This window comes from Streptomyces sp. NPDC096152 (genome assembly GCF_044763235.1).
Lineage (GTDB): Bacteria > Actinomycetota > Actinomycetes > Streptomycetales > Streptomycetaceae > Streptomyces.
Genome location: NZ_JBIWFW010000004.1, coordinates 243,519 through 265,928 on the forward strand (window position 1 = coordinate 243,519; position 22,410 = coordinate 265,928).

17 protein-coding genes and 1 tRNA gene are annotated in these 22,410 nt (G+C 67.5%); 7 read left to right on the plus strand and 11 right to left on the minus strand.

The features are described from left to right. Window positions 1-2: 2 nt before the first annotated feature. Both ACIQ9G_RS15660 and ACIQ9G_RS15665 read left to right on the plus strand, forming a co-directional pair. Complete coding sequence (locus tag ACIQ9G_RS15660; RefSeq protein WP_403609106.1) at window positions 3-2,744, plus strand: site-specific DNA-methyltransferase; 2,742 nt, start codon at window positions 3-5, stop codon at window positions 2,742-2,744. Between the two features lie 93 nt (window positions 2,745-2,837). Beyond that, the gene (locus ACIQ9G_RS15665) at window positions 2,838-5,603 is read left to right on the plus strand and encodes an ATP-dependent helicase (protein WP_403609109.1); all 2,766 of its coding nucleotides are present in this window, start codon (window positions 2,838-2,840) and stop codon (window positions 5,601-5,603) included. A 139-nt stretch (window positions 5,604-5,742) separates the two neighbouring features. On the opposite strand, the gene ACIQ9G_RS15670 is transcribed toward ACIQ9G_RS15665, so the two are convergent. Continuing rightward, the gene (locus ACIQ9G_RS15670; RefSeq protein ID WP_403609112.1) at window positions 5,743-5,931 is read right to left on the minus strand and encodes a DUF397 domain-containing protein; all 189 of its coding nucleotides are present in this window, start codon (window positions 5,929-5,931) and stop codon (window positions 5,743-5,745) included. Further along, on the minus strand, window positions 5,928-6,800 hold the full coding sequence (locus ACIQ9G_RS15675; protein WP_403609114.1) for a Scr1 family TA system antitoxin-like transcriptional regulator: 873 nt from the start codon (window positions 6,798-6,800) through the stop codon (window positions 5,928-5,930). Before ACIQ9G_RS15675 ends, ACIQ9G_RS15670 begins: the two co-directional genes overlap by 4 nt. A gap of 168 nt (window positions 6,801-6,968) precedes the next feature. Here ACIQ9G_RS15675 and ACIQ9G_RS15680 point away from each other — a divergent pair, with 168 nt between their 5' ends. Together ACIQ9G_RS15680 and ACIQ9G_RS15685 are read left to right on the plus strand one after the other, a co-directional pair. Beyond that, the gene (locus tag ACIQ9G_RS15680) at window positions 6,969-7,439 is read left to right on the plus strand and encodes an ATP-binding protein (protein WP_403609116.1); all 471 of its coding nucleotides are present in this window, start codon (window positions 6,969-6,971) and stop codon (window positions 7,437-7,439) included. 273 nt (window positions 7,440-7,712) lie between these two features. After that, window positions 7,713-8,402 (plus strand): hypothetical protein, encoded by a 690-nt coding sequence (locus ACIQ9G_RS15685; protein ID WP_388822886.1) that lies wholly within the window; start codon window positions 7,713-7,715, stop codon window positions 8,400-8,402. A gap of 1,084 nt (window positions 8,403-9,486) precedes the next feature. Here the strand turns inward: ACIQ9G_RS15685 and ACIQ9G_RS15690 are convergent. From ACIQ9G_RS15690 to ACIQ9G_RS15715, 6 genes are all read right to left on the minus strand, one after another. Continuing rightward, window positions 9,487-9,972 (minus strand): hypothetical protein, encoded by a 486-nt coding sequence (locus tag ACIQ9G_RS15690; RefSeq protein WP_403609119.1) that lies wholly within the window; start codon window positions 9,970-9,972, stop codon window positions 9,487-9,489. Then, entirely contained in the window at window positions 9,969-10,298 is a 330-nt protein-coding gene (locus tag ACIQ9G_RS15695) for a plasmid mobilization protein (RefSeq protein WP_362766545.1), read from the minus strand. Before ACIQ9G_RS15695 ends, ACIQ9G_RS15690 begins: the two co-directional genes overlap by 4 nt. 165 nt (window positions 10,299-10,463) lie before the next feature. Further along, complete coding sequence (locus ACIQ9G_RS15700) at window positions 10,464-10,916, minus strand: hypothetical protein (RefSeq protein ID WP_403610030.1); 453 nt, start codon at window positions 10,914-10,916, stop codon at window positions 10,464-10,466. A 2-nt stretch (window positions 10,917-10,918) separates the two neighbouring features. Continuing rightward, window positions 10,919-13,342: an AAA family ATPase gene (locus tag ACIQ9G_RS15705; RefSeq protein WP_403609122.1), complete on the minus strand. Its 2,424-nt coding sequence runs from the start codon at window positions 13,340-13,342 to the stop codon at window positions 10,919-10,921. Window positions 13,343-13,561: 219 nt separating this feature from the next. Beyond that, complete coding sequence (locus ACIQ9G_RS15710) at window positions 13,562-15,235, minus strand: DUF262 domain-containing protein (RefSeq protein ID WP_403609125.1); 1,674 nt, start codon at window positions 15,233-15,235, stop codon at window positions 13,562-13,564. 211 nt (window positions 15,236-15,446) lie between these two features. Continuing rightward, the gene (locus ACIQ9G_RS15715) at window positions 15,447-15,899 is read right to left on the minus strand and encodes a hypothetical protein (protein WP_403609128.1); all 453 of its coding nucleotides are present in this window, start codon (window positions 15,897-15,899) and stop codon (window positions 15,447-15,449) included. Window positions 15,900-16,323: 424 nt separating this feature from the next. Here ACIQ9G_RS15715 and ACIQ9G_RS15720 point away from each other — a divergent pair, with 424 nt between their 5' ends. After that, on the plus strand, window positions 16,324-16,845 hold the full coding sequence (locus tag ACIQ9G_RS15720) for a hypothetical protein (protein ID WP_403609130.1): 522 nt from the start codon (window positions 16,324-16,326) through the stop codon (window positions 16,843-16,845). Between the two features lie 209 nt (window positions 16,846-17,054). On the opposite strand, the gene ACIQ9G_RS15725 is transcribed toward ACIQ9G_RS15720, so the two are convergent. Then, the gene (locus ACIQ9G_RS15725) at window positions 17,055-17,375 is read right to left on the minus strand and encodes a helix-turn-helix domain-containing protein (RefSeq protein ID WP_403609132.1); all 321 of its coding nucleotides are present in this window, start codon (window positions 17,373-17,375) and stop codon (window positions 17,055-17,057) included. A 21-nt stretch (window positions 17,376-17,396) separates the two neighbouring features. Between ACIQ9G_RS15725 and ACIQ9G_RS15730 the strand changes: the two genes are divergently transcribed. Continuing rightward, window positions 17,397-18,401: a hypothetical protein gene (locus ACIQ9G_RS15730; protein ID WP_403609133.1), complete on the plus strand. Its 1,005-nt coding sequence runs from the start codon at window positions 17,397-17,399 to the stop codon at window positions 18,399-18,401. Beyond that, entirely contained in the window at window positions 18,398-20,299 is a 1,902-nt protein-coding gene (locus tag ACIQ9G_RS15735; RefSeq protein ID WP_403609134.1) for a hypothetical protein, read from the plus strand. Before ACIQ9G_RS15730 ends, ACIQ9G_RS15735 begins: the two co-directional genes overlap by 4 nt. Before the next feature lie 244 nt (window positions 20,300-20,543). On the opposite strand, the gene ACIQ9G_RS15740 is transcribed toward ACIQ9G_RS15735, so the two are convergent. Continuing rightward, window positions 20,544-20,628: transfer RNA gene (locus tag ACIQ9G_RS15740), tRNA-Leu, on the minus strand. Between the two features lie 202 nt (window positions 20,629-20,830). Beyond that, window positions 20,831-22,372: an aldehyde dehydrogenase family protein gene (locus ACIQ9G_RS15745; RefSeq protein WP_403610033.1), complete on the minus strand. Its 1,542-nt coding sequence runs from the start codon at window positions 22,370-22,372 to the stop codon at window positions 20,831-20,833. Window positions 22,373-22,410 lie beyond the last annotated feature (38 nt).

Here is a 22,410-nt window from a genome sequence, read left to right on the forward strand (position 1 = left end):
CGATGGCCGCTCCCCGCAGAGGCAACGCGAAGACCGCCGCGAACCGCACCAAGGCCGTGCAGGCCATAAGGCATGAGGACACCCGAGTGAACAACCCCACGGCAGACGCAATTGATCTTGTCACGGAAGAGGTCGAGCAGTCGAAGACGCTCCTATACCCGCGCGACCCGTCGCTCGACCCCCAGCTCGTCTGGAAAGGCAAAGACGAGCAGAACCCCCAGGACTTGGAAGTCCCGGCTCCGCCCATCTTCCGCCAGGAGCTGATTGAGCCGCGCTATCTCGTTAAGCAACTTGAGAACGAGACGAAGAGGCGGCATGAGCACGGGGCAAACGAGGGCGCTGAGGAGGAACTTTCACTCTTCGGCACCGAATTCTTCGACGATGGCATTTCAGACGAGCTAGCCAAGGTCGAATGGTATAAGCATCAAATGAACTGGACCAACCGCATGATCCTGGGCGACTCACTCCAGGCGATGGCGAGCCTAGCAGAGCGGGAGAATCTGCGAGGCAAGGTTCAGATGGTATACATCGATCCACCGTATGGAATCAAGTTCGGGTCGAACTGGCAGCGCACTACCAAGTCCACGAAAGTGCAAGACGGGAAGCTGGATGACGCCACCCTCGAAGTGGAACAAATCAAAGCATTCCGAGACACATGGCAAGTCGGCATTCACTCGTACCTGTCGTATCTGCGAGACCGCCTTGCGGCGTCCCGCGATCTACTGACCGAATCTGGATCGCTGTTCGTCCAGATCAGCGATGAGAACATTCACCTCGTGCGCTCGCTCTTGGATGAAGTCTTTGGCTCAAAGAACTTCATTTCCCTCATTTCGTTCGTCACAACCAGCGGTTTCGAAACATCTACACTTGGCCGAGCCGGCGACTACCTCCTGTGGTACGCCAAAGACTGCGACCAAGTGAAATCCAACACGCTATGGGTCGATCAGGCGAAGGGAGCCGAACAGGGCTATCGTTGGATCATGCTGCCGGACGGTACGTCGCGCGGCATGAGCAAGCAGGAAGTCGACGGGTCGATCGAGATCCCACCGGGTGCCCGCCTTTATAACCCTGGCGATCTACAGTCACAAGGCGCAGCCTCCGCCCCTCAACCTTTTACGCATAAGGGAAAAACTTATCTCCCCGGTTCCAATGCGCACTGGAAAGCGAACTACCCAGAGGGAATGAATCGCCTGTCATGGGCTAATCGCATCCATGTAGCGAAGAACTCTATTCGCTACGTACGGTACGCCGATGACTTTGGCTACCGAGCCATCAATAATTTGTGGACCGACACTGGAACTGGAAACTTCACTGCAGACAAGCTGTACGTTGTTCAGACCAATACGAAGGTCATCGAGCGATGCATTCTTCTATCCACCAGCCCCGGCGATCTGGTTCTAGACCCCACCTGCGGCTCAGGAACGACAGCTTATGTTGCCGAGCAGTGGGGACGCCGCTGGATCACCATTGACACTTCTCGCGTGGCAATTGCACTAGCTCGACATCGCCTCATGGGGGCGACATACCCCTGCTATCTCCTCACGGACTCCAAAGAGGGGAAGCTAGCACTTCAGGCGCTCGAAGGCGGCCCGTTGGGCACTTCTAAGACCAACGGCGACGTTCGTCACGGATTTGTGTACGACCGCGCTCCACGCATCAAATTGGGTGATATTGCTAACAACCCTTCGATCACAGCGGACATGTCGCCAGAAGAGATCGAACGCGAACTTACAAGCATGGGAAAGCGCAATGGCGTGACGCTGGTAGATCGGCCACTTGCCGATGACAAGGCTATCCGGGTCGCTGGCCCCTTCACCGTCGAGTCCCTCTCGCCGCACCGCTCCATCTCCTTCGACCAGGAAGTCCCTGCCTCTGAGAAGGCCGCCGAGATGATGCCGTCCGGTGCCTCGTACGAGGAGACGATCCTGGAGCACGTCCAGAAGGCTGGCGTGCAGAACGGCTACCGGAACGAGCGGCTGGAGTTCGAGTCGGTCGAGCCGGTCTCGGGTCGGATACTGACCGCCGTCGGCATCCGCAAGGGCGCCGAGGAAGGCACGCCGGCCCGCGTCGGCATCGCGCTCGGCCCCGAGTACGGAACCGTCGACTCGCTCTTCATCAAGAACGCGGCCCGCGAGGCACTCAGGTTCGGCAAGATCGACCTGCTGCTGATCCTCGGTTTCGCCTTCGACGCAAACGCGACCGAGGCGACCACCGAGATCAACGAGGAAAGGGGCGAGTTCTCCGTCATCCAGGAGCAGCACGTCGGCAAGATGACCGTGCTCAATGTCCGAATGAACCCGGACCTTGCCATGGGTGATGAGCTGGCCAACACCGGCGCCGGCAACCTATTCACGGTCTTCGGTGAGCCCGACATCGAGGTGGCCGAGACCGGCGACGGCCAGCTCGTCGCCGAGATCAAGGGCCTCGACATCTACAACCCGACGACGGGCGGCGTCCGCGCTGAGGGCCCCGACGACATCATGATGTGGTCCATCGACACGGACTATGACGCCGAGGCCTTCATCGTGCGCCACGTCTACTTCTCGGGCGAGAACGGGAAGTCCACGGGTCTCAACCCGTACGAGCGACTCAGCAAGGCACTCAAGGGACAGATCAACGAGGAGGCTCTGGCCACCCTCTTCACCATGAAGTCGCGTCCCTTCCCTAAACCCGAGTCCGGCCGCATCGCGGTCAAGGTCGTCAACTACTACGGCGACGAGGTCCTCAAGGCCATCGAGGTTTGACGTCACCACTCGCGGGGTGGGTACCGCCACGGCACCCGCCCCGCCCACCACCGGCCTCGCACACGGAGGCACCAGTCAGTTCCGGGGGGAACAATGCCGTTCACGGATGCCCAGCGCACTGCCATCAACACCCACGACGACAACCTCCTCATCGTCGCCTGTGCCGGTTCCGGCAAGACGGAGGTCATCTCGCAGCGGATCGCCGGCCTTATCGGGCGGCCCGATGTGCAGCCGAAGAACATCGTCGCCTTCACCTTCACCGAGAAGGCCGCCGGTGAATTGAAGGAACGTGTGCACACCAGGATCCGTGAACTCCACGGCGAGGTGCACGGCCTCGCCGAGATGTACATCGGCACCATGCACGGCTACGCCTTGGACCTGCTGCACAGCCACGTCCCCGAGGCGTTCAAGTACAACGTCCTCAACGACGTGCAGACCCGCCTGATGATCGACAAGTACAGCACCCGCTCCGGACTGACCACGACAAACGCGGTCGTCAGAGGCACCGAGAAGCCCCTGCAGCGCTGGGTCAACTCCAAGCTGTACCAGCAGGTCATGTCGATCCTCCGTGAGGACGACGTGGACCTGGAAGGGCTCCGCCCGGATGTCGCGGACGGGCTCGACAAGTACATGCAACTCCTCAGCGACCGCGCGTACTTCGACTACACGGCGATCCTCCACAACGCCGCCGTCCTGCTGAACGACGACAACGACGAGGGTGACGAGTCCGTCCTGGACCTCCAGCGGCACATCAAGGACACCGTCAAGTACGTCGTCGTCGACGAGTACCAGGACACCAACCCGGTCCAGGAGCAGCTGATCCACGGACTCACCCGCCACGGGGCGAACCTCTGCGTGGTCGGCGACGACGATCAGACGATCTACCAGTGGCGCGGAAGTGCCGTCGAGAACATCCTCACGATCGAGGACCGCTACCCCAACGTCCACCGCGTCACCCTGAACGAGAACTTCCGCTCCAGTTCGGCCATCGTCGATCTCGCACGCCACGTCGTCGAGCAGATCCCTCCCGGCGAGCGTCTCAGCAAGGCGATGACGGCCGCGGGCCACCAGACCTTCGAGCGCGGTGACCTGTTGGCGCTGGAATTCCCGGACACCGAGGCCGAAGCCACTTGGCTCGTTGACCGCATGGAGCAGCTGCGTGGTGTCCCCTTCCAGGACCGAGAAGGCAGTGAGCCGCGTGGGCTCGACTGGTCCGACTTCGCCGTACTGTTCCGTTCCGTCAAGGCCGACGCCGGGCCTCTCGTCGAAGAGCTGCGCCTTCGTGGCATCCCGTACGTCATCAAGGGTCTGACCAAGCTCTTCGAGACCCCGGAGGTGCAGGCGGCCGTCACCAGCTTCCGGTTTGTCGCAGGGCTGGCCGACGAGCAGGACGTCGTCGACGCATGGGTGGATGCCGGCGTCGGGCTCGCGGAGGGCGACGTCCGTGCGGGGCTGCCCGTACTCGCCGCCGCCATGCAATGGGATGCCTCCAGGCCCTGGGACTCCACCACGCTCCAGGGCGTCTTCCTCGAGTTCCTCGAAGCCGTGGAACTGCGCGAGGAGCGTGTTCCGAATGAGCAAGGCGAACTCGTCTACTACAACCTCGGCCGCTTCTCCACCGCGATCGGGGACTTCGAACGCATCCACCTCACCAGCGAACCCCAGCAGCGGTTCGACGCGTTCGCCAAGTGGGTCGAGCACCAGGCACCCGACTACTACGAGGAGTCCGACGGGGACAACGGCTACGCCCAGCCCAACGCCGTCGTCATCGCCACCGTTCACCAGGCCAAGGGCATGCAGTGGCCTGCGGTCTTCCTGCCCGCCCTGCGCAAGAACACCTTCCCGGCCTCCGGCCGCGGCGGGCTCGGCGTCTTTCACGTGGTCGAGGAGAACCTCATCCCGGGCGCGGCCCGCTACCGGGGCACCGAGGCGGACGAGCGGCGCCTCTTCTACGTCGCCGTCACCCGCGCCCAGAAGTACCTGGCGCTCTCCTTCGCCCCCAGCGAGAAGCGCACCGGCAAGAAGCGCTCGGACTTCTTCAACGAAGCCACGGGGGTCCAAACCGTCCTGACCCGCGAGGTCGTCCCCTCGCCGAACGGCAGGCTGACGCCGACTCCCAGGCGCGGCACCCCCGATGTCGTCATGTCCTTCTCGGACCTGAAGTACCTCTTCGAGTGCCCGTACTCCTTCAAGCTCCGCCTGCTCTACGGCTTCGACTCGCCCCTGCAGAAAGAACTCGGCTACGGCAAATCCCTGCACGACGTCATGGCCGAGATCCACAAGCGTGCCATTGAAGGCGACATCGCCACCCCCGAGGAGGCGGAGGACCTCGTTGAACGCCACCTCAACCTCCCGTTCGCGAACAAGGCGGCGGCCGACCAGCTCCGCCCCGCCGCCGAGACGGCCGTGCGGCGCTACCTGGAGCGCCATGGTGCGACCCTGCACCAAACGCGGTACTCCGAGCAGCCCGTCGAGATCCACCCGGTCCCCGGCGTCACCGTGACCGGCCGCGTCGACCTGATCAAGCGGCTGGACACGAACGAGACGTCGGTCGTCGACTTCAAGTCCAGCGAACGCGCCCAGGCCGAGGACCTGACCCGTGACCAGTTGCACCTGTACGTACTCGGCTACCGGGAGCTGACCGGGCAGGACGCAGACGTCGTCGAGGTCCTCAACCTCGACAAGGCGGGACGCGACACCCGTGAGCTGGTGGACCCCGAGGTCATGACCGACCTCGGCAAGCGGGTCACGGAGGCGGCGGATTCGCTCCGCACCAACCGGTTGTCCCGCCTGGACAATTGGTGCACGTCCTGTGCTGGCTGCGACTTCGCGGGCATCTGTCGCAACCGCGAAGGCTGACGGTCACTCTGATCCTTCCTGGCCCGTGCAATGGCATGGGCCAGACATGTCTCGAAAGTGAGCGGTGCGTGCTCTCGTCTGCGTTCCTACAGAGGCAGGCAAGGCCGCCCTCGGGCACCGCTCACCTTCCAAAGAGACGTCACGCCTCCGTCGCGAACTCCACAAACCGTGACCACTCCCGACGGTCGACGGCGAAATAAGGACGCGCCACGTCCTTAGAGTCCCGTACGCAGACGGCCTGTTCGGTGATGGCGACCTCCACGCAGCTGTCACCTTGGCTGCCGCTGTAGCTGGACTTGAACCACGCCAATTCCGGCCTCGTGCTCATAGCTCTCCTCGGAGTCGCTCCAGCAGACCCCGCGAGTCCTTGGCGTTCAGGGCCTGCGAGCGCAGTGTGTCATAGCGCTGGCAGAGCAAGCTCACCTCTTTCACGTCGGAGATCAGACGACCGTTCTGCTGCCCCTCGGAGTACGCGAGCCGTTGCCCTTTCGGAGTCTCCAGCAACTGCACCGGCCCATCCAGACAGGCATGCAACCCAGCCTCCAACGGCACGACTTGAAGCGTCACGTTGCGCGGTGCGCTCAGCTCCAGCACATGGTCGAACATTTCCCGCATCTGGTCCGGATCCCCGAACCGGCGCCGGAAGACGTGCTCTTCGACAATGAAGCTGAACGGCGTCGTCGGCTGCTCGAACAGCATCCGCTGCCGCTCCATCCGCCGGGCCATGAAGTCCTCCAGCAGGCTGTCCGGCGCCACCGGAACGGTCCCCTCGAACACCGCCCGGGCATACCCCTCCGACTGCAACAAGCCAGGCACCAATCGGCACTCGTACGTGCACAGGCTTACCGCCATCCGCTCCAGCCGAGCCCACTGCCGGAACCACGCCGCGAGCCCAACATCCCCGCGCCCCCGCGTCACATACTTCGACGACTTCCGCAGCACCCCCGTGTTGCCCAGCGCCTCCTCGGACCGCTCCACCAACGCCACGTCGGGCATCCGCCGCCCCAACTCCACCGACTCCACCGTGTGCTTGGAGAAACGCACCAAGTCCGCGAACTGGGTCCTGCTGTACCCCGCGTGCTCCCGCAGTGCCTGCATGACCGCCCCGAACGTCCGCAGGCTGTCCGAGGGATCGGGCTCCCGGTCCGCCTCGCCGCCCGGCATGTCTTCGTCGTCCACCACACCGCCGCCGGTCATCCGCGGCCACCTCCGGTTCCGTACACGCGCTGTGCGCCGTCCCCCACCCGACGACACCCAGCGTGACGCATGAACCGTCGTACCGTCCACGGAATGTGCCCGTACGCTGACGCAGCGTACGGACCGCAGCTCTGGAACGCGCCCCCACGCACCCGTCACCGTGGCCCCATGAGCGCGACCACACCCGAACTCGCCACCACCGTACACACGTTCACCCAGCTTCTGTCGTCCACCCGCCGCGGAGCCCGGCTCGCGCGCCTCCTCGCCGCCGAGCAGCTCCGCGCGTGGCCGGTGTCACCCGGCGACACCGAGCACGCCGAGCAGATCGTGGCCGAACTCGCCGCCAACGCCGCCCTGCACGGTCGTGTCAACAGCCGCGACTTCCGGCTCACCCTCACCCTCGACACCGCGACCGGCCTGCTCCGTATCGCCGTCACCGACGCCCGGGGCGAGCGCCTCCCATCACCGCCTGCGGACTGCGGACCGTCCCCGGACACCGAGTCCGGCCGTGGCCTCCTCCTGGTGACTGCCCTCGCGGACCGCTGGGGCGTCGAGCCGTACCTGCCCAGTGGCAAGACGGTCTGGGCCGAATGCGCCTGCGAGACCCCCGGCCCGGACACGCACAGCGGGCGGATCTGACCACGACGGCTGGGCGCGGTTCACCCGGTGCGCGGCAGGCGGCTGAGCACAACCCTCCGCCCCGGTCGATGAGGTCAGGCCAGACGCCCAGGTGAGCCGTCGCCGCACTCCGGTTCGACGAGGCTCTGGCAGGTGCTGACAGTGATCTCGGAGCCGATGGTGCGGACCGCAAACGGCTCCGAGCCCGGACAGGTAGGAGCTGTCGGCAAAACGCTCCATAACTGGCGGCCTGAGTGGGAGACTTGGGACCTAACGACCGAAGGAGTTCAAGGCATGGCAACAGGTGCCCACGACGGACCGGTTCCGGAAGCAGACGTACGTGGGCAGCGAGTCCTCGACCTCCTCGATAAGGCAATCGACAGCCAGAGTCTACTAATACGCAAGAACATCGCCCGCGCCCGCCAGCGGAACCCAGAGGCGACACCAGAACAGGTAATCCGCAACCTGGAGCGGATGTACGTCAGTGCCTTGACCGGAACGGGTGCGGCGGTTGGAGGAACTGCAGCCGCGCCCGGCGTCGGCACAGGAGTCGCACTGGCGCTGTCGGCAGGCGAGGCTCTCTCGTCTCTTGAACTGAGCGCCCTCTTCGCGCTCTCGCTCGCCGAAGTCCACGGAGTCCCCATCGACGAGATCGAGCGCCGTCGAACGATCGTGATGGGAATCATGCTCGGCGGGAGCGGCTCAGCCACCATTACCAAAGTCGCCGAGCGTACGGGGCAACATTGGGGACGTCAGGTTGTCGCCAGGGTGCCCGTCGAGACGTTGCGTCAGATCAACAAGGTCTTGGGGAAGAACTTCATCACGAAGTACGGGACCAAGCAGGGAATCATCGTTCTCGGTCGAGTTGCACCGTTCGGTATCGGCGCTGTGATTGGTGGTGGCGCCAACGCTGCCATGGCCACTCTGGCCGTGAGGGCCGGTCGTCGCGCATTTGGCCCACCCCCGACTTCGTGGGATGGCTGACGCGCAGCACACCGCCAGAGTCCGAGAACTCGCCTGACTGGCCTCGGCGCACTGAAGGGCGTCGGGCGCCCCGCCTCCGCCACCGCAGTCGGTTCCGGCACCTGCACCGCCTGCGCAGAGCCTGAGGAGCGCCAACCAAGGAACTCGCGCCCCACGAGCACGCACCCCTGGTACCAATGCCGTGCAGTTGGGCGTGAGGGTATAGCCGACGAGGTGCTGGCCGAGACCGGCAGGACACAACAGCGGTTACGGGAGACATCAGCGCAACCAAGGGGGTGCTTGTGGGCGGCGGAAGATTCAACCGCACGTGTTTGAAGTGCCGCAGCTCCATCCAGGTGGACCAGGACGGCCGCGTGGTCGCCCACGACAGGCCGCTAAGTCATCTCCCTTGCCATGCCTCCGGTCAGCTCGCCGCACTCGTGTCGGTCGAGTGGGGGCCCGGACCTCGACGCAGCCGGCAGATTGCGGGCGGGGGCAAAGGACGCAGGCGTGAACGGCGGAAGAAGACTGAGTACCTCAAGCCCCCTGAGTGGCTACCGAATTATCGGGGTGAGCACCTGCCGACAATCGGCTTGCCCGCCAATGGGTGGTTCAGCGTCTGGTTCCCGGCTCATACGATGTGGGAGCACGAGCGGAAACTCTCCGGCTGGGTCGGAAGCGATCGATCGTTCCGGTGGGACGGCCGCGAGAAGTGTTGGACGGTTGCCGGCGCTCATTTCCCCCACATAAGCCGCGAGCTGCTCCGCAGGTACCCGAGCGTCCTCATCGGCCGTGAGTACAACCCGCGTGAGAGGTGCAACTCTTCCTGCCAGAACGCCCAGGGCTTTCTGTGTACGTGCTCCTGTCGTGCCAAGTACCACGGCCGTGGTAAATGGCGAAGCGGGTGGAGGACCCTCGGCGAATTCAGCGGTCGGCGCGCGGGGAGGCCGTGGCACTGGATGGCCGTTACCGTTGCCAGCTGATCGCCTCGGCACCCGCTCGCGGAGCGAGCCTGCGCAGGGCCGAGCCCCGCGCCCCGCTCCTACCGACGGCTCGTTCACCGCCTGCGCGACCATCTGGCGGGGCGGAGAGTGACTCCCGTCCGTCAGACGGCGACCACGTGCACGTCCGTCGGCGCGAGGACCGTCAGGTAGGCGTGGATGTCCCCCGGGTCGGTGGTGAAGATCACCGCGCTGCCGTGCCGGGCCGCTGCCAGGGCCACCCAGGCGTCCACCGCGTCCGGCCTCTTCTTCGTCGGCAGGGCCGCCCGCCCCAGCGCCGTACCGATGCGCCGCCAGTCCGCGAGGTCCGGGCCCGTCGCGCAGGCCAGACACTCCGGACGGCCCGCCTTCGTCTCACGCATGGGCGGCTCGGACGTACGGGCCTGAGGGACCGTGCAGTCCTTCAGGACGCCGGACAGGGCGTGCACCAGCGCCGGCTGGGGGCGCCACACCTGGGCGAGGACCGGTCCGAGCACCAGGGCCCGGTGCGGGATCGTGCGCAGTCCCTCGTGCACAGCCACCGCCTTCGCTTTGCGGTCGGCGAGTGCGATGAGCATGCCGGTGTCGTAGACCGGCACCCGTGCGCTCACGCGGCGTGTCCCGGACGGCGGCCTTGCCGGTCCCGGCCGTGCACGAGCCCCAGGGCCTCCTCGACCTCGCGGCGTTCCTGCTCCGTCAGCTCAGCGGCCGGTTCCGGGGCAGGTTCGGCGGGCAGCCCGTCCGCCGCTCGCTCCGCCCGGGCGATGAGCGCGTCCACCTCGGCGAACTGCTCCTCTATGGCATCGCTCTCGGCCATCTGGCGCGTCGCGGCATGCACCAAGTAGGCCGAGACGTCCATGCCTGCCCGTTCCGCGTGCTGCCTGATGCGTTCGGCCTGGTCCTGCTCCAAGCTGATGGTGATGCGCGTCTTTGCCACAAAGGCATCGTAATACGCGTATGACGGCAGTGCGAGTGCGGCCGGTCGAGGTGGACAAGCGGGCACGCCCCCTCTCCCCGGCACCCCGTCCCGTACCGCCCCGCCCCGCCTACCGGCTTCCGCCGCCCGTCCCACGCGGCGGACCTGCGGTCCGACTGCGATCCGTCACTGCGTCCGGGGCACCAGCGCCCCGATCACCCGCTCGACGTCGTCCCGCCACGCACACAACTCCGCGTGCGTGGGTGCCAGTTCGTACCCGTGGTAGTGGCAGGCACGGCTGAGGCCGGCCCAGGTCGCCGACCAGCGGCGGGCCGTGTCGGGGTCGGCGTAGGACTCCAGGCACAGGGCCTGGGCGTGCGGCGGGCAGCGAACCAGCTGCGGTTTGCGGGCCTGCCAGTAGCGGCGCAGGGCCTCTTCGAGGGCGTGGCGCAGCAGCAGTGCCACGGCGCGCGGCCATACGCCCGTAGTGGAGGCGGTGGCCGTGCCGAGCAACCGGTCCGCGCCCGCGAGCAGTTCCTCGGGGGTCGAGGTGGACAGCGGCGGAGGCGGGAGGGCCGCGGGGAGCCGGGGCGGGCGCGCTGAAGGAACGGACGGGACGGGTGTGGCCGGGGGGATCATGGTCACAGGGATCGCACCGCCTTCGCGAGGTCCGCGGTGCGGCGGATGATCTCCTCCGCGTCGTCGACGGGCACGGCTTCGTGGGAGCCCTTGTTGCACCACCGGATGTGGTCGGTGGCCTGCTGACCGTAGGCGCGGGTGAGGTCGGTCATGGTCTCGCCGACCCGGTCGGTCTCCCCGTAGAGGGCGAGGGAGGCCAGTTCGGTGAGCTTGTGGGCCTTGGCGATGCGCTGCTCGATCTCGGCGTGGGGCAGGCCCGTGCCGAGGAGCCGGCGCCGGACCGGTTCGAGGAGGGCGGCCTCCAGGGCGGTACGGCACAGGCCGGGCAGGACGCGGGCGACGACGTCGCCGGGCAGATCGCGGGTCCTGGCGAGCGCCTTCGCGTCGTACAGGGCCTGCTTGACGGGGTCGTCGCCGGAGCGGACGCGTACGGCGGAGCGCTCGCGGCGGTCGACGGTGAGGACGGTGGCGGGCAGCCGCAGGTACTTCAGGGCCTGCGGCAGGCGGGTGTCGTGAGTAAAGACGACGACCTGCCGGTGTTCCGCGAGGAGGGCGAGGACGCGGGCGAGGCCGTCCACCTTGGCGGGGTCCATGGACTGCACCGGGTCGTCGATGACGAGGAACCGGAAGGGGTTCTCCGGGAGGAAGGTGCGCGGGAGGAAGAGGGACAGGGCGAGGGAGTGGAGTTCTCCCTGGCTCATTACTCCGAGCGCGGGGGCGTCGATGTCGTCGACAGTCACCTCGAGGGCGACCTTGCGCTGGGTTGCGGAGCCGCTGAGGCGGACCGGGCCGAGGGCGACGTTGCTCTGCTGGCGCAGGTTGGACCAGATGCGCTGGGCGTCCTCGGCGATGGGCCGCATCCGGTCGGCGCGGATCTCGTCGTGGGTGGCCCTGAGCCATTTCTGGGCGGCCTTGACGCGGGCCAGGTGCGGGGCCGCCTGCTCGGCCGCGTGGGCCTTGTCGAGCCAGGCGGCGAGCGCCCGCGCAGCGTCGCGCCAGGTGTCGTCCTGGTCGGCGAGGCGCCCCGCAGCCTCCTGGCGGGTGACCCGTGCGGCGTCGGCGGCGATCCGTGCGGCGTTCTCGGAGACGGATGCCAGTACGGCCGGGTCGGAGGCGGTGCGGCACCGCAGCCAGTCGTCCCAGGCGGCGGCGATCTCGGACGGCAGCCAGTCGGGGGCCGGGACGGCCAGATCGCGGACGGCCTGCGCGGCCACGTCGAGTTCCCTGCGGGCGGTGAGCACCTGCTCGGCCTCGGCGCGCAGCCGGCGTTCCTGCTCGGCGGCGTCCCGTGCCCATTCCTCGTCGAGGCGGGCCGTGCCGCCACACACCGGGCAGGTGTCGAGGGCGGGGTGGGCGCGGTGGTGGGCGAGCGCGCGGGCGAGGAGTTCGGCGCGGCGCAGCGCGTCCTCGGCGGACGTGCCCCGAAGGTCCTCGGCGGAGGCGATGGCTTCGCGCAGCCGGGCCACGGCCGTGGTGACCGCCTCGGTGTCGGGTCCGGTCAGGGTGGAGCGGCGGCGCAGGTCGAACAGGAGGGCCTCGTCCACCGGGCCGGTCCCGGCGGCCAGTTCGGCCGCGCGCGCGAGGTCCGGGCGCCGCCCGCTCAGTGCGGTGTGGGCTGCCCGGGCGCGGGGGTCGTCGGTGCTGTCCAGGAGGGTGAGCAGGGCGGGCAGTTCGGCCTTGGCCGCCTTGGCGGGTGCCTCGTACTCGCGGGCCAGCTCGCGCAACTGCTTGTCGGCGGCGGCAAGTTGCTCCAGCCCGAGGATGGAGGCGACGGCGTCGTACATCTCGCTGGGCTTGCCGCCAATCACCTGGCCGAGCTCGGAGTACGACAGGAAGGGGCGGTAGGTCGCCAGGTCCTCCTGCCAGCCAAGGTCCGGAAGCGGGACGGGGTCGTGGCCGGACTGGTCGAGTTCGGCGGTGGAGTCGGCGACGTCGTCCCCGTGCCAGGTGCGCAGCAAGGTGGCCGGCTCCGGATCGCCGTCGAGGCGCAACTCCACGGCGACCTGGGGTTCCTCACCGTGGTGGAGGTTGCGCCAGCTCTTGCGCCAGATGTCGCTGCGGCCGCGCCAGCGGGCGTTGTCGCCGGTCAGCGCGATCTCGACGGCCTCCGCGAAGCTCGACTTGCCGGAGCCGTTGCGGCCGGTGACCAGGGTGAGTCCCGGGCCGGGGGTGAGGGGGAGGCGTGCGGTACGGCCGATGCCGCGGAAGCCGCTGACCGTGACGGACTGCAGGTAGGCGCCCGGCATTCGGCCGCGCGCCCCGCCGTCGTCCTGGAAGGCGGTGAGCAGGAGGGCTCGGGTGTCCTCGTCGAGGTCCGAGCCGGCGAGCCGCCCGGTGATGAGACTGGCAAGGGTGCCGGCCGACGGCTCCTGGGCGGGCGGCCCTGTGGGAGACGGGTCCGGGGCGGGATCGGCGGGTACGGGCATGACGGGACTCCCGTGGAGGCGACGACTGCGGAGCGTACGGCCGGACAGGCCGACGGCAACTGAACGACAGGGGACACACGGGAGCAGCGTTGTAACGCGGGGCCGTGAGACCTGAGTTGTGGACGACCATAGCCCACACAGACCCAATAATGGAACTCTTTGGAACTTCATGGAGATCATTGGGCTCGGGGCCGGGGCGTGACGCCCCGGCCCCCGCGCTCACAGACGCCACTCCTCGAAGAGCACCCCCAGCAGCTCCTCCTGCCTGGCCTTCAGCACCTCGGGGGTCCACTCGGCGTGCTGGAGCACCTGGCTGGTCAGCGCGAAGGGGACCACTCCCCCACGGCCGGTGAAGTACTTGGCCTTCTTGGCGGTGAAGTCGTAGTTCTGGGCCGCCGAGTTCTTGGCGCGGTTCAGCAGCACCAGGTTTCCCAGACGGTGTGTCCACTGGGCACGCTGCTCCTCGTCGAACAGCCCGAACCACTGCGAATCGGCGTTCGGGTTCTGCGGCAGCACGTGCTCCACGGTGATGAGCGGGTGGTCGTACGTCACCCCCTGCCCGCGGGCCAGCACCTCGTCGAGCCGCAGCAGCACGTACTTGCGGATCTTGCCGACCAGATAGAGATCGCCATCGAGCCTGGCCCGGGTCTCGGCCTTCTCGTCGTCCCTCAGCTCGAGGGCCGGGGAGTCGAGGCCCAGTCCGTCGTCGAGCTGCCGAAGCAGCTCGGCGTACCGTGTGACGCGAGGTGTCGTGTAGACGCGGCGGACGAACATGCTGGCCGACAGCCGCTCCAAGGCTCGCATGAACGTGTCGAGCCATGCCGGGTCGTCCTCGTGGTGGCGCAGCGCCCAGAGAGCGGCGGGCCGCCAGTCGTAGTTGTCAACCTGCTGGAGCCTCCTGAACCAGGCGTTGACCGCCTCCGCACCCGAAGCGGACTCATAACGAGCTTCACGGATCTGGGCATAAGCCTCGGCATACGGCCGGACGACGTCATGGACGAAGACCTCGCCCCTGCCGGGGAGGTAGCGGCTGAGTACCTGCTCAGGGAACTCCTTGAGCAGCTCCTGTTCCGCCCGCTTCTTGGCAAAGATCATCCGCAGGTGGAGGAATAGTTCCGCGAAGTCGTCGCGCCCCAGCATCTCCTCGGCGTCCTCCCAGGTGGTGGCGCACGCCTCCGACGCCTCCGCCCCGAGATCCCCGATTATCTGCGACTTGAAGATGTCGGTGGGAGACAAGTCCAGGCCGCGGGAGTTCATGACGCTGAAGATCCGGTGTGCGCTTTCGAGGTCAGGAGTGCTGACGACGACAAGGAACGTCCGCTCGGCGAGCATCTGAGCCAGTTCCAGCCGGCGTTCCTCGGTCAACGCGGTGAGGCTACGGTGGAGGACTGTCGCGTTGCGGAGGACGGCCTTCTGCGCGTCGGTCCGCAGGGCTTCCTCCTTGAGCGTCAGAAGAGTGCCCACTGCGCCCTTCGTCTGGACGTACTTCTCGAAGAAGTCCGCGTCACGGCTCCGCAGAGTGAGCCGCGGCCTCGGGGCGAGCCCACGGATCTTGGCACCCGGCTCCATCACCAGCCGGTCGAGGTCGCCACGCAGCTCCGGATCCTCGGTGAGGTCGCGCAGGACCGACAGGAGGATGGTCAGGGTCGTGAGGCGCTGCTGGCCGTCGATGACATCCGCCTTCGGGACCGCGCTGTTCTTGACGAGTACAACGGATCCGAGGAAGTACGGCTCATCCGTCCCGCGGACCAGGGCTTCCTGCAGGTCCATCAGCAGTTGAGCCGCCTGCTCCTCCTGCCAGGCATAGGGGCGCTGGTAGTCAGGTATCTGGAAGTCGTAGTCACTGCTGAACACCTTGTGCAAGGGCATCTCGTGCGCCTCGAGCTTCTGCATGCCCCGATGATGTCGGAAAGGTGGAGCTCCGCGGCACTGATCCGACGCAACGCCCTTCCACCCGGGAGCGATTCCATGGGAGCCGGAGCCGTCCCACGCCTGGACGGGGGCTTCACCGTCTACTGCTGTATCGACGACAGCGTGAGCACCCGCCACGTCCGGCATGAGGTTCAGCAGGGACCGGAAGTCCGGCGCCCCTCTCAGCCGACGCTCAGCCGCGCCCGTCTCCCGTGCCCCACACGTCTGCGTGCCACGTCAACGCCCGCCGCGCATAGGTGGCACCGAGCCGGACGAGCTGCCCGATCGTCAGCTCCGGCGCGGGGATGCTCCGGTAGACGAAGTCGGGCGCGAACCCGTTGAAGGCCAGCGGAGCATTCGGGGCGGTTACAGGTCGCTCGGGCCCTGTGTCGCCCAGCAGGGTGCGCGCCTGGTCGAAGCAGAAGTAGTCGCCGTAGGCGCGGGCCTCCTGTTCGCGGTTCGCCCGCCGTGTCGGGCCGGGGCCGTGGGCAGGGCCAGGGCCGGTCAGGTAGACCAGCCGGAACTGGCCTTCCTGGATCTGCCAGCCGAAGCAGGGGGGCGTCTCCGCGGTGAACATCTCCACGATGCCCTGGCCCCGGCTCATCGTCGTCCGCACGATGACCCCGTCCTGCTCGATCTCCCGCACCAGCTCTGCCCGGACGAGGCCCGAGACATGTAGGCGGTTTCGGTAACACCGATTTCCCCCCGGTCATACGCCAGGACTAGAACATCCAGGGCCTTCGTCACCGACGCCAAGGCCTCTGTCGCCGACAGATGCTTGCCATCCACCATGAAGGAACCGTAACGCTCAAACGTTCCCGGAGACCGGGAGCTTCGACAGAATCCACACGTCAGGATTCTGTCGTGGCACGTCCCACAGTTCCGGTGCGGCATCGCACGAACCCGGCGAGCCAACTCTGCACCAAGACAGGTCGGGTCCTGCGATAACCCCGACCGGACTCGCCATGCTTGAGCACATTGCTGACCGTTTGATAGCGCCTCACAGGAACTGCGTGCGTGCCACAGTGGGCCGTCCCTACACTGGCAGCGGCCTTCCTTAGGAGTTCGCTATGGCGGGATACCAGACCAACGCACCTGCGTCAGACAAGGGTGTCTACATCGGTCAGGCCCGGCATGCCGTGAAGGAGCTGATCACTTCACTGCGCGGCGAGCTGGCCACATTGGAAGCTGTGTACGCGATGATGTGCCAGGGCGTCGAACCCACCGATGCCCGCGAAGTGCCGTCGGACGCCGGCGAGGACGCGGAAACCGCCCAGCCTTCCCGGGAGGGCCCGTCTGAGGTTTCCGTCGCCGACGAGGATCCTTCGTCCGAAGATGCCTGCCCGGGCATGGGCACTCGGGCACTGGGACCACCGCGTAACGGAAGCATGCGCGACGCGATCCTCACACTCCTATGCGCCGCTCAAGAGGCAATGTCCATCACCGATATCGCGGCGGCGGTACGCCCGGGAGCGGACGCGACGGTCCGCTCATCCGTTGGAAAAACCCTCAACCGTATGAAGCAACTTGGCGAGGTGGAAAACGTAGCGCCGGGAATGTTCCGGGCCGTGCTGTCATCCCGGACTGCTTGATCCACTCGAGAACGACCCTAACCCAACAAGCAGGCCTCCCTCGATTAGCGGTCGAGGGAGGCCGCCAAACACGCGAACGGACGCTTCTCCTAGCAGGGTTCCGGTCCGTCGCGCACGTTCACTCTAGCGCTCCCACGGGTGGCGCTTAGGGCGTCTGCGCCATTCCGTACTTGAGCGTGCACGACTGACCTCAAATAGGCAATTGGGGATCAGTCATGAGCACATTGGGTCGCATTTGATCCGGGCCAGAGCGCCAGGCCCAGGGCGCGCTCCAGTCGGCAGACCGTCAGCACATCCGGCCAGGTGGCGCCCGCCAGCAGATCGCCGATGGTCTGTCTGCCGACGTTGCTCTGAGTAGCCAGTGCGCGCAGCGAGAGCTCCGGCCTCTCGCGCAGGGCGGCGGCGAGGCGGCGGGCAATCGTCTGGACCACCGCCGCGGCGGGCTCCCCGGTGATCCGGGCATCCGGCCACTTCTCCGGATCGACGGCGTAGCTCCATGGCGGCGCCGTGCGCGCTCGGCCTCCGGTCATAAAGATGCGTTCCTTCAGATCGTGATCGACACTGACACCAGCGGCCGGTTAACCGGCCACCTGTCATGGGCCTTGCGCCTGGAGGTCGCTGTGTCGAATCGCCTGCTGGCCTACGCACCGAAGGCGGAGACGGTGCCGCCCGCCCAGTGGCGCCGCATCGCGCCGGTGGTCCGCTCGCTGGGATTCATGGCCGTCGCAGCGGGACCCTACGGCCCGGACGTGGTCATGACGCCGCTCGCACGGCTGGTCGCCTGGGTCGAGACCCAGGGCCTCCCGCTCGAACCCTCGGTGATCCTTGACCGGAGCACAGTCGAACGGTTCATCCTCGTCGGCTGCCGCGACATGGCCGCCAACAGCCGCCGAACCTGCAGCAGCCAGCTGCGCCGGGCTTCCGAAGCACTCCTGCTGGACCAGCTCGGACAGCATCCGCCGATCCGGCTGAAGGCCACCGCCGCCCCAGTGGCCCCCTACCCGCCAGCAGAAATCGCCTACTGGCTGATCTGGGCGCAGAGCCTGCCCACACCGGCCCAACGGCGCAACGCCTGCCTGCTGTTCTGTCTCGGCGCCGGCTGCGGGCTCGCCATTGAGGATCTTGTGTACGTTCAGGGGCGGGATATCCTCGCGGGCCCCACCGGCCGGGCACTGGTGAAGGTGCACGGGCGCCGTCCGCGCACTGTCGTATGCCGGTACGCCTACGAGGAACTGCTGCTGGCGGAAGCCGCCCACATCCCGGCAGACGCGTACGCCTTCCGGCCGGACTGGCAGGACCGCACCAGCAAGCACATCGCATCGGACTGGCTGGCCAAGTACCCGCGGATCATCGGCCGTTGTGACGGTGCAGTGCTGCAGACCCAGCGGCTGCGCACGACCTGGCTCGTCGAACTGCTGAATGCAGGTATCCCGCTGAAGGTGATCCTCAAGGCGTCGGGACTCGGGACCCTGCACAGCCTCTCGCGCTACCTCGTCTTCCTCCACGACGTGCCCGACGCGGAGGCATCCGACTTGTTGCGGGGGGCGGCGGCATGAGCAGGAAGAAGCCGGAGGACAAACCCTGCCGACGTACTGGCCTCGCCCTACGCCCTGCACCGCAAGCCCCCGGCCGTACCCTCAGCGACCGCGTCGTGAGGCAAGTCTTCGACCTCGTGCGCCACAGCGGAGTACTGGAACGCCTTCCCTCCAACGAGCACCGGCCAGGCCCGAAGGGCTTCCCGTTCCGCACAGTGCTGATCGGCCTGATCTTGTCGCAGTACATGGGCAAGAGCGCGAACATCAACGACGCGTGGGAGACGCTCTTCTTCGCCCTGTCTCCAGGGTCCAAAGCCCTCCTTGACGTCCCCGACGTCGACCTGCACATCCGCGAGGGCGCAACCCGAGAAGAGATCGACCGCATCGCGCACCACCAGTACGCGACGTCGAAGCGCGTCTACCGGTCCTGGTCCTCGATGACCCGGCGCCTCGACCCTGCACCACACGACCGCCGCAAGCGGCTGTCGCTCAGCGAGGCCAAGAAGATCCGACGGAAGTGGAGTGCCCGCGCCAACGAGGACACCGTGCGCAATCTGGAGGCCATCGCCCAGGATCTGGTTCTCGCTCCGGTGATGACTTCCTACCGGCGCGGCGACTTCGCTCGGTGGCCTGGCCACATCGCGGTCGACAACACTCCGGTGCCGGTCTGGGGTAAAGAGCCGGACTACCACCAGGACCGGGCCTCGCTTGAGATCACCGCCGGGATGTACGTGAAGGGAGGAACGCAGAAGAAGTCCGGGCCCAGCGGCAAAGCTGCGGCCTCCACGAACACCGGCACCCGGCGCGGCACGGCCAACAAGCCAGCGCCTCGCAAGACCAAGTCGGGACAGGAGAAGAAGGCCAAGGCGCAGGAGAAGAGAGAGTTCCGCTACGCCATGATGGCCGCGTTCCCGGGCCATGGCCATGGCGACCTCGCCGGCGCCTACCCCGCGGTCTGCCTCGGCATGATCCTTCGCACCCCGGGTACCGAACCCGGCCCGGCCGCCCTGCGCGCCATCCAGCCGGCCTTCGAACGAGGCCTGGTCAAAGACCTGTTCTGCGCTGACCGGGGCATCACCCAGGCCAAACCTCACAACCTGCATCTGCAGCTGCTCAAGCTCGGCCTCAACGCGGTGAGGCACTACAACGACGACAAGGTCGACCGGCAGGGAGAGTTCCGCGGCATGCAGCTGGTCGGTGGCGAGTTCTACTGCCCGCTGATGCCCACCCCGCTCATCACTGCGGGCGCCACATACATCGACAGCCTCACGGACGAGGACCGCGCCCACGCACTCAACCTGATCCAGTCCCGGAAGGACTACCAGACCAAGATCAAGGAGTACGGGCCCGCAGGGGACCAGCGTCGACAGTGCCCCGCCCTCGGGTCCCACGCCACGGTCACCTGCTACCGCCGCCCCCAGCCACGCCCGTCCACCGTCGTCGACCTCGACGCCCCCACTGTCCGTACCCCAGCAGCCCTGCCCACCATCCCCAGGCCCAAGCGGGACACCCCCGTCTACCCCGACATCTGCAGGGGGAAGAGCATCACCCTCCCGGGCACCGTGTTGGCCAAGTGGCGGCAGAAATACCCCCTGTTCACCCCTCTGTGGCAGGAAGCTTGGTCCGGACTGCGCAGTCAGAACGAGGGCGGCAACGGCAACCTGAAGAAGTCCGCCCTCGACAGCATCGACAATCCCCAGCTCCGCCTGCCGCACGGACGCGTCGCACAGACCCTGCTCAATGCCGTCATCATCTTCGTGGCGAACCTCAGAGCCATCCGACGGTTCCTCCGCGACCAGGGCATCCAGCCCCGCAAAGCCGGCACGCAGAGCGCCGCAACCCAACCCAGTGAGCCCTCCGACCCGCCCCAGGCGCGACCGCTTCCGACCGAGCAGGTCGAGCCTCCGCCACGTGAGTGACACACCCCCGCAGCGCTCCGCCCCCTGAAAACCCCACATGCCTGCGCCACGGCCACCAGCCGTCGCACAGGCATGTCCTGTTTCCGCAGATGAGAGGCGCAGCACTCGGACCGCCACCGCACCAACCCCTCACCGAGCCGATCACGAGGCCCGAAGGCCCAGAAACGACGAAATACCGGCGAGTAACATGACTCGACCGGTAATTCGTGAACGCTTCGGGACGATCTCGTGAACGTCCCAAGAGTGTCCGAGGGGGGACTTGAACCCCCACGCCCGATAAAGGGCACTAGCACCTCAAGCTAGCGCGTCTGCCATTCCGCCACCCGGACCAGGTGCGCCGCCCGGCCGGGGTGCTCCCCGCGGCGACGAGGACAACAATACCAAGAGTTCGGGATGCCTTTCACCTGCGTATCTGTGCCATGAGCCCTGGCGCGGGGGCGGGCGGACACCGCGCCGCGGAGCCTCACCGTGGGTGTCCTGGCGTGCACGGTGAGACTCCGGGGCGCGGTGGGGCGGAGAGGGGGCACCGGCTCAGGGCATCAACTGGTACTCCGGGAAGTTCCCCGGCAGCCGCTCCCCCGGCGGGCCCTGGGTCACCGCTCGTACCAGCAGCTCCCCTCCGACGAACGCGCCGCGCCAGGAAGCACCTAGGCCGCCGAAGAGCTCGTCCCGGTCGCCGCGGGAGCGGGGCGTGCCGTGGCCGACCTTGAAGGCCCGGATGTGCGGGGCCAGGCGGTCGAAGGTGGCCCTGTCGTCCGTGGAGAGGGTGGCGACCAGCGCGCCGCCCGACGCGTTCATCGCGGCGAGCAGTTCCGCCTCCGTGTCGACCAGGACGATGGTGTCGACCGGGCCGAAGGGCTCCGCGTGGTGCAGGGGGGAGGACGGGGGCGGGTTGAGGAGCGTGACGGGCTGGACGTAGGCCGCCGTGTCCTGGCCGGGCAGGAAGCGGGCGTCCGCGAGGCTGCCGCGGTGCAGCGGGACGGCGCCGCGGTCGATCGCCTCAGCGACCTGGTCGGTCAGCTCCTTCGCCTTGGCCGGGTTGATGACCGGACCGAAGTCCAGATCGGGGTGGGGGTCGGTCGGCCGCTCCACGGCCAGTGGGTGGCCGACGCGGAGGGTGCGGACCGCCGGCAGGTAGGCCGCGAGGAACTCGTCGAAGAGCGCGCGCTGGACGACGAAGCGGGGATACGCCGTGCAGCGCTGCTTGCCGTAGTCGAAGAGCTTCGGGACGACCGCCGCGAGCGACTCCCAGTCGGAGTGGTTCCAGATGCCCCAGGTGTTCAGGCCCTCCTGTTCCAGTACGTGACGCTTGCCGAGGTCGGCCACCGCCGTGGCCACCGCGGCCCCGGTGTCGCGGCCGCCGACGAAGGAGACGCAGCCGATCTCGGGCGCCCGCACCAGCGCCTGGGACAGCTCGCCCCCGCCGCCGCTGACGAGGGTGACGGGAAGCCCCTCGCGGGCGGCGAGCGCGCAGGCCAGGGTCAGGCAGGCGACACCGCCGTCGGTCGGGGTCTTGGCGATGACCGCGTTGCCCGCCAGTGCCTGCACCAGCATGGCGTGGACGAGCACGCTCATCGGGTAGTTCCAGCTCGCGATGTTGGACACCGGGCCGTCCAGCGGGGCCCGACCGGCGACCATCGGCTCGATGCCGTCGACGTACCAGCGCACACCGTCGATGGCCCGGTCCACGTCGGCCTGGGCGAGCCGCCACGGCTTGCCGATCTCCCACACGAGGAGCAGGGCGAGGAGCCGGCGGTGTTCGGTGAGGGCGTCGAGGGTGGCCGCGACGCGGGCCCGGCGCTCGGCGACCGGGATGTGCCGCCAGGCGCGGTGGTGATCGAGAGCGGCCCGTACGGCCTGCCGGGCGGTGGCCGCGTCCAGGCGCGGCGGGCCGGCGATCGGGGTGCCGTCGACGGGGCTGGCTGCGGGCAGGGCCCGGCCGTCCGCCTGCCAGGCGGCGTTCCAGAGGTTGAGGACGCGGTCGTCCCGGAAGGCCTCGGGGGCCGCCGTGAGGCAGCGCTGCCAGGCCTCGGTCCAGCACGTTCCGGCTTTGAGGGTGAGGGTGGGTGCCATTGCCATGGGTGAACTCCGCTCTCGGTGCACGGTCGAGA

Excerpts from the sequence above, each read along its gene's own strand:
- ACIQ9G_RS15660 (WP_403609106.1), top strand. The coding sequence starts at position 3 with ATGGCCGCTCCCCGCAGAGGCAACGCGAAGACCGCCGCGAACCGCACC.
- ACIQ9G_RS15665 (WP_403609109.1), top strand. The coding sequence starts at position 2,838 with ATGCCGTTCACGGATGCCCAGCGCACTGCCATCAACACCCACGACGAC.
- ACIQ9G_RS15670 (WP_403609112.1), bottom strand. The coding sequence starts at position 5,931 with ATGAGCACGAGGCCGGAATTGGCGTGGTTCAAGTCCAGCTACAGCGGC.
- ACIQ9G_RS15675 (WP_403609114.1), bottom strand. The coding sequence starts at position 6,800 with ATGACCGGCGGCGGTGTGGTGGACGACGAAGACATGCCGGGCGGCGAG.
- ACIQ9G_RS15680 (WP_403609116.1), top strand. The coding sequence starts at position 6,969 with ATGAGCGCGACCACACCCGAACTCGCCACCACCGTACACACGTTCACC.
- ACIQ9G_RS15685 (WP_388822886.1), top strand. The coding sequence starts at position 7,713 with ATGGCAACAGGTGCCCACGACGGACCGGTTCCGGAAGCAGACGTACGT.
- ACIQ9G_RS15700 (WP_403610030.1), bottom strand. The coding sequence starts at position 10,916 with ATGATCCCCCCGGCCACACCCGTCCCGTCCGTTCCTTCAGCGCGCCCG.
- ACIQ9G_RS15705 (WP_403609122.1), bottom strand. The coding sequence starts at position 13,342 with ATGCCCGTACCCGCCGATCCCGCCCCGGACCCGTCTCCCACAGGGCCG.
- ACIQ9G_RS15710 (WP_403609125.1), bottom strand. The coding sequence starts at position 15,235 with ATGCAGAAGCTCGAGGCGCACGAGATGCCCTTGCACAAGGTGTTCAGC.
- ACIQ9G_RS15720 (WP_403609130.1), top strand. The coding sequence starts at position 16,324 with ATGGCGGGATACCAGACCAACGCACCTGCGTCAGACAAGGGTGTCTAC.
- ACIQ9G_RS15725 (WP_403609132.1), bottom strand. The coding sequence starts at position 17,375 with ATGACCGGAGGCCGAGCGCGCACGGCGCCGCCATGGAGCTACGCCGTC.
- ACIQ9G_RS15735 (WP_403609134.1), top strand. The coding sequence starts at position 18,398 with ATGAGCAGGAAGAAGCCGGAGGACAAACCCTGCCGACGTACTGGCCTC.
- ACIQ9G_RS15745 (WP_403610033.1), bottom strand. The coding sequence starts at position 22,372 with ATGGCACCCACCCTCACCCTCAAAGCCGGAACGTGCTGGACCGAGGCC.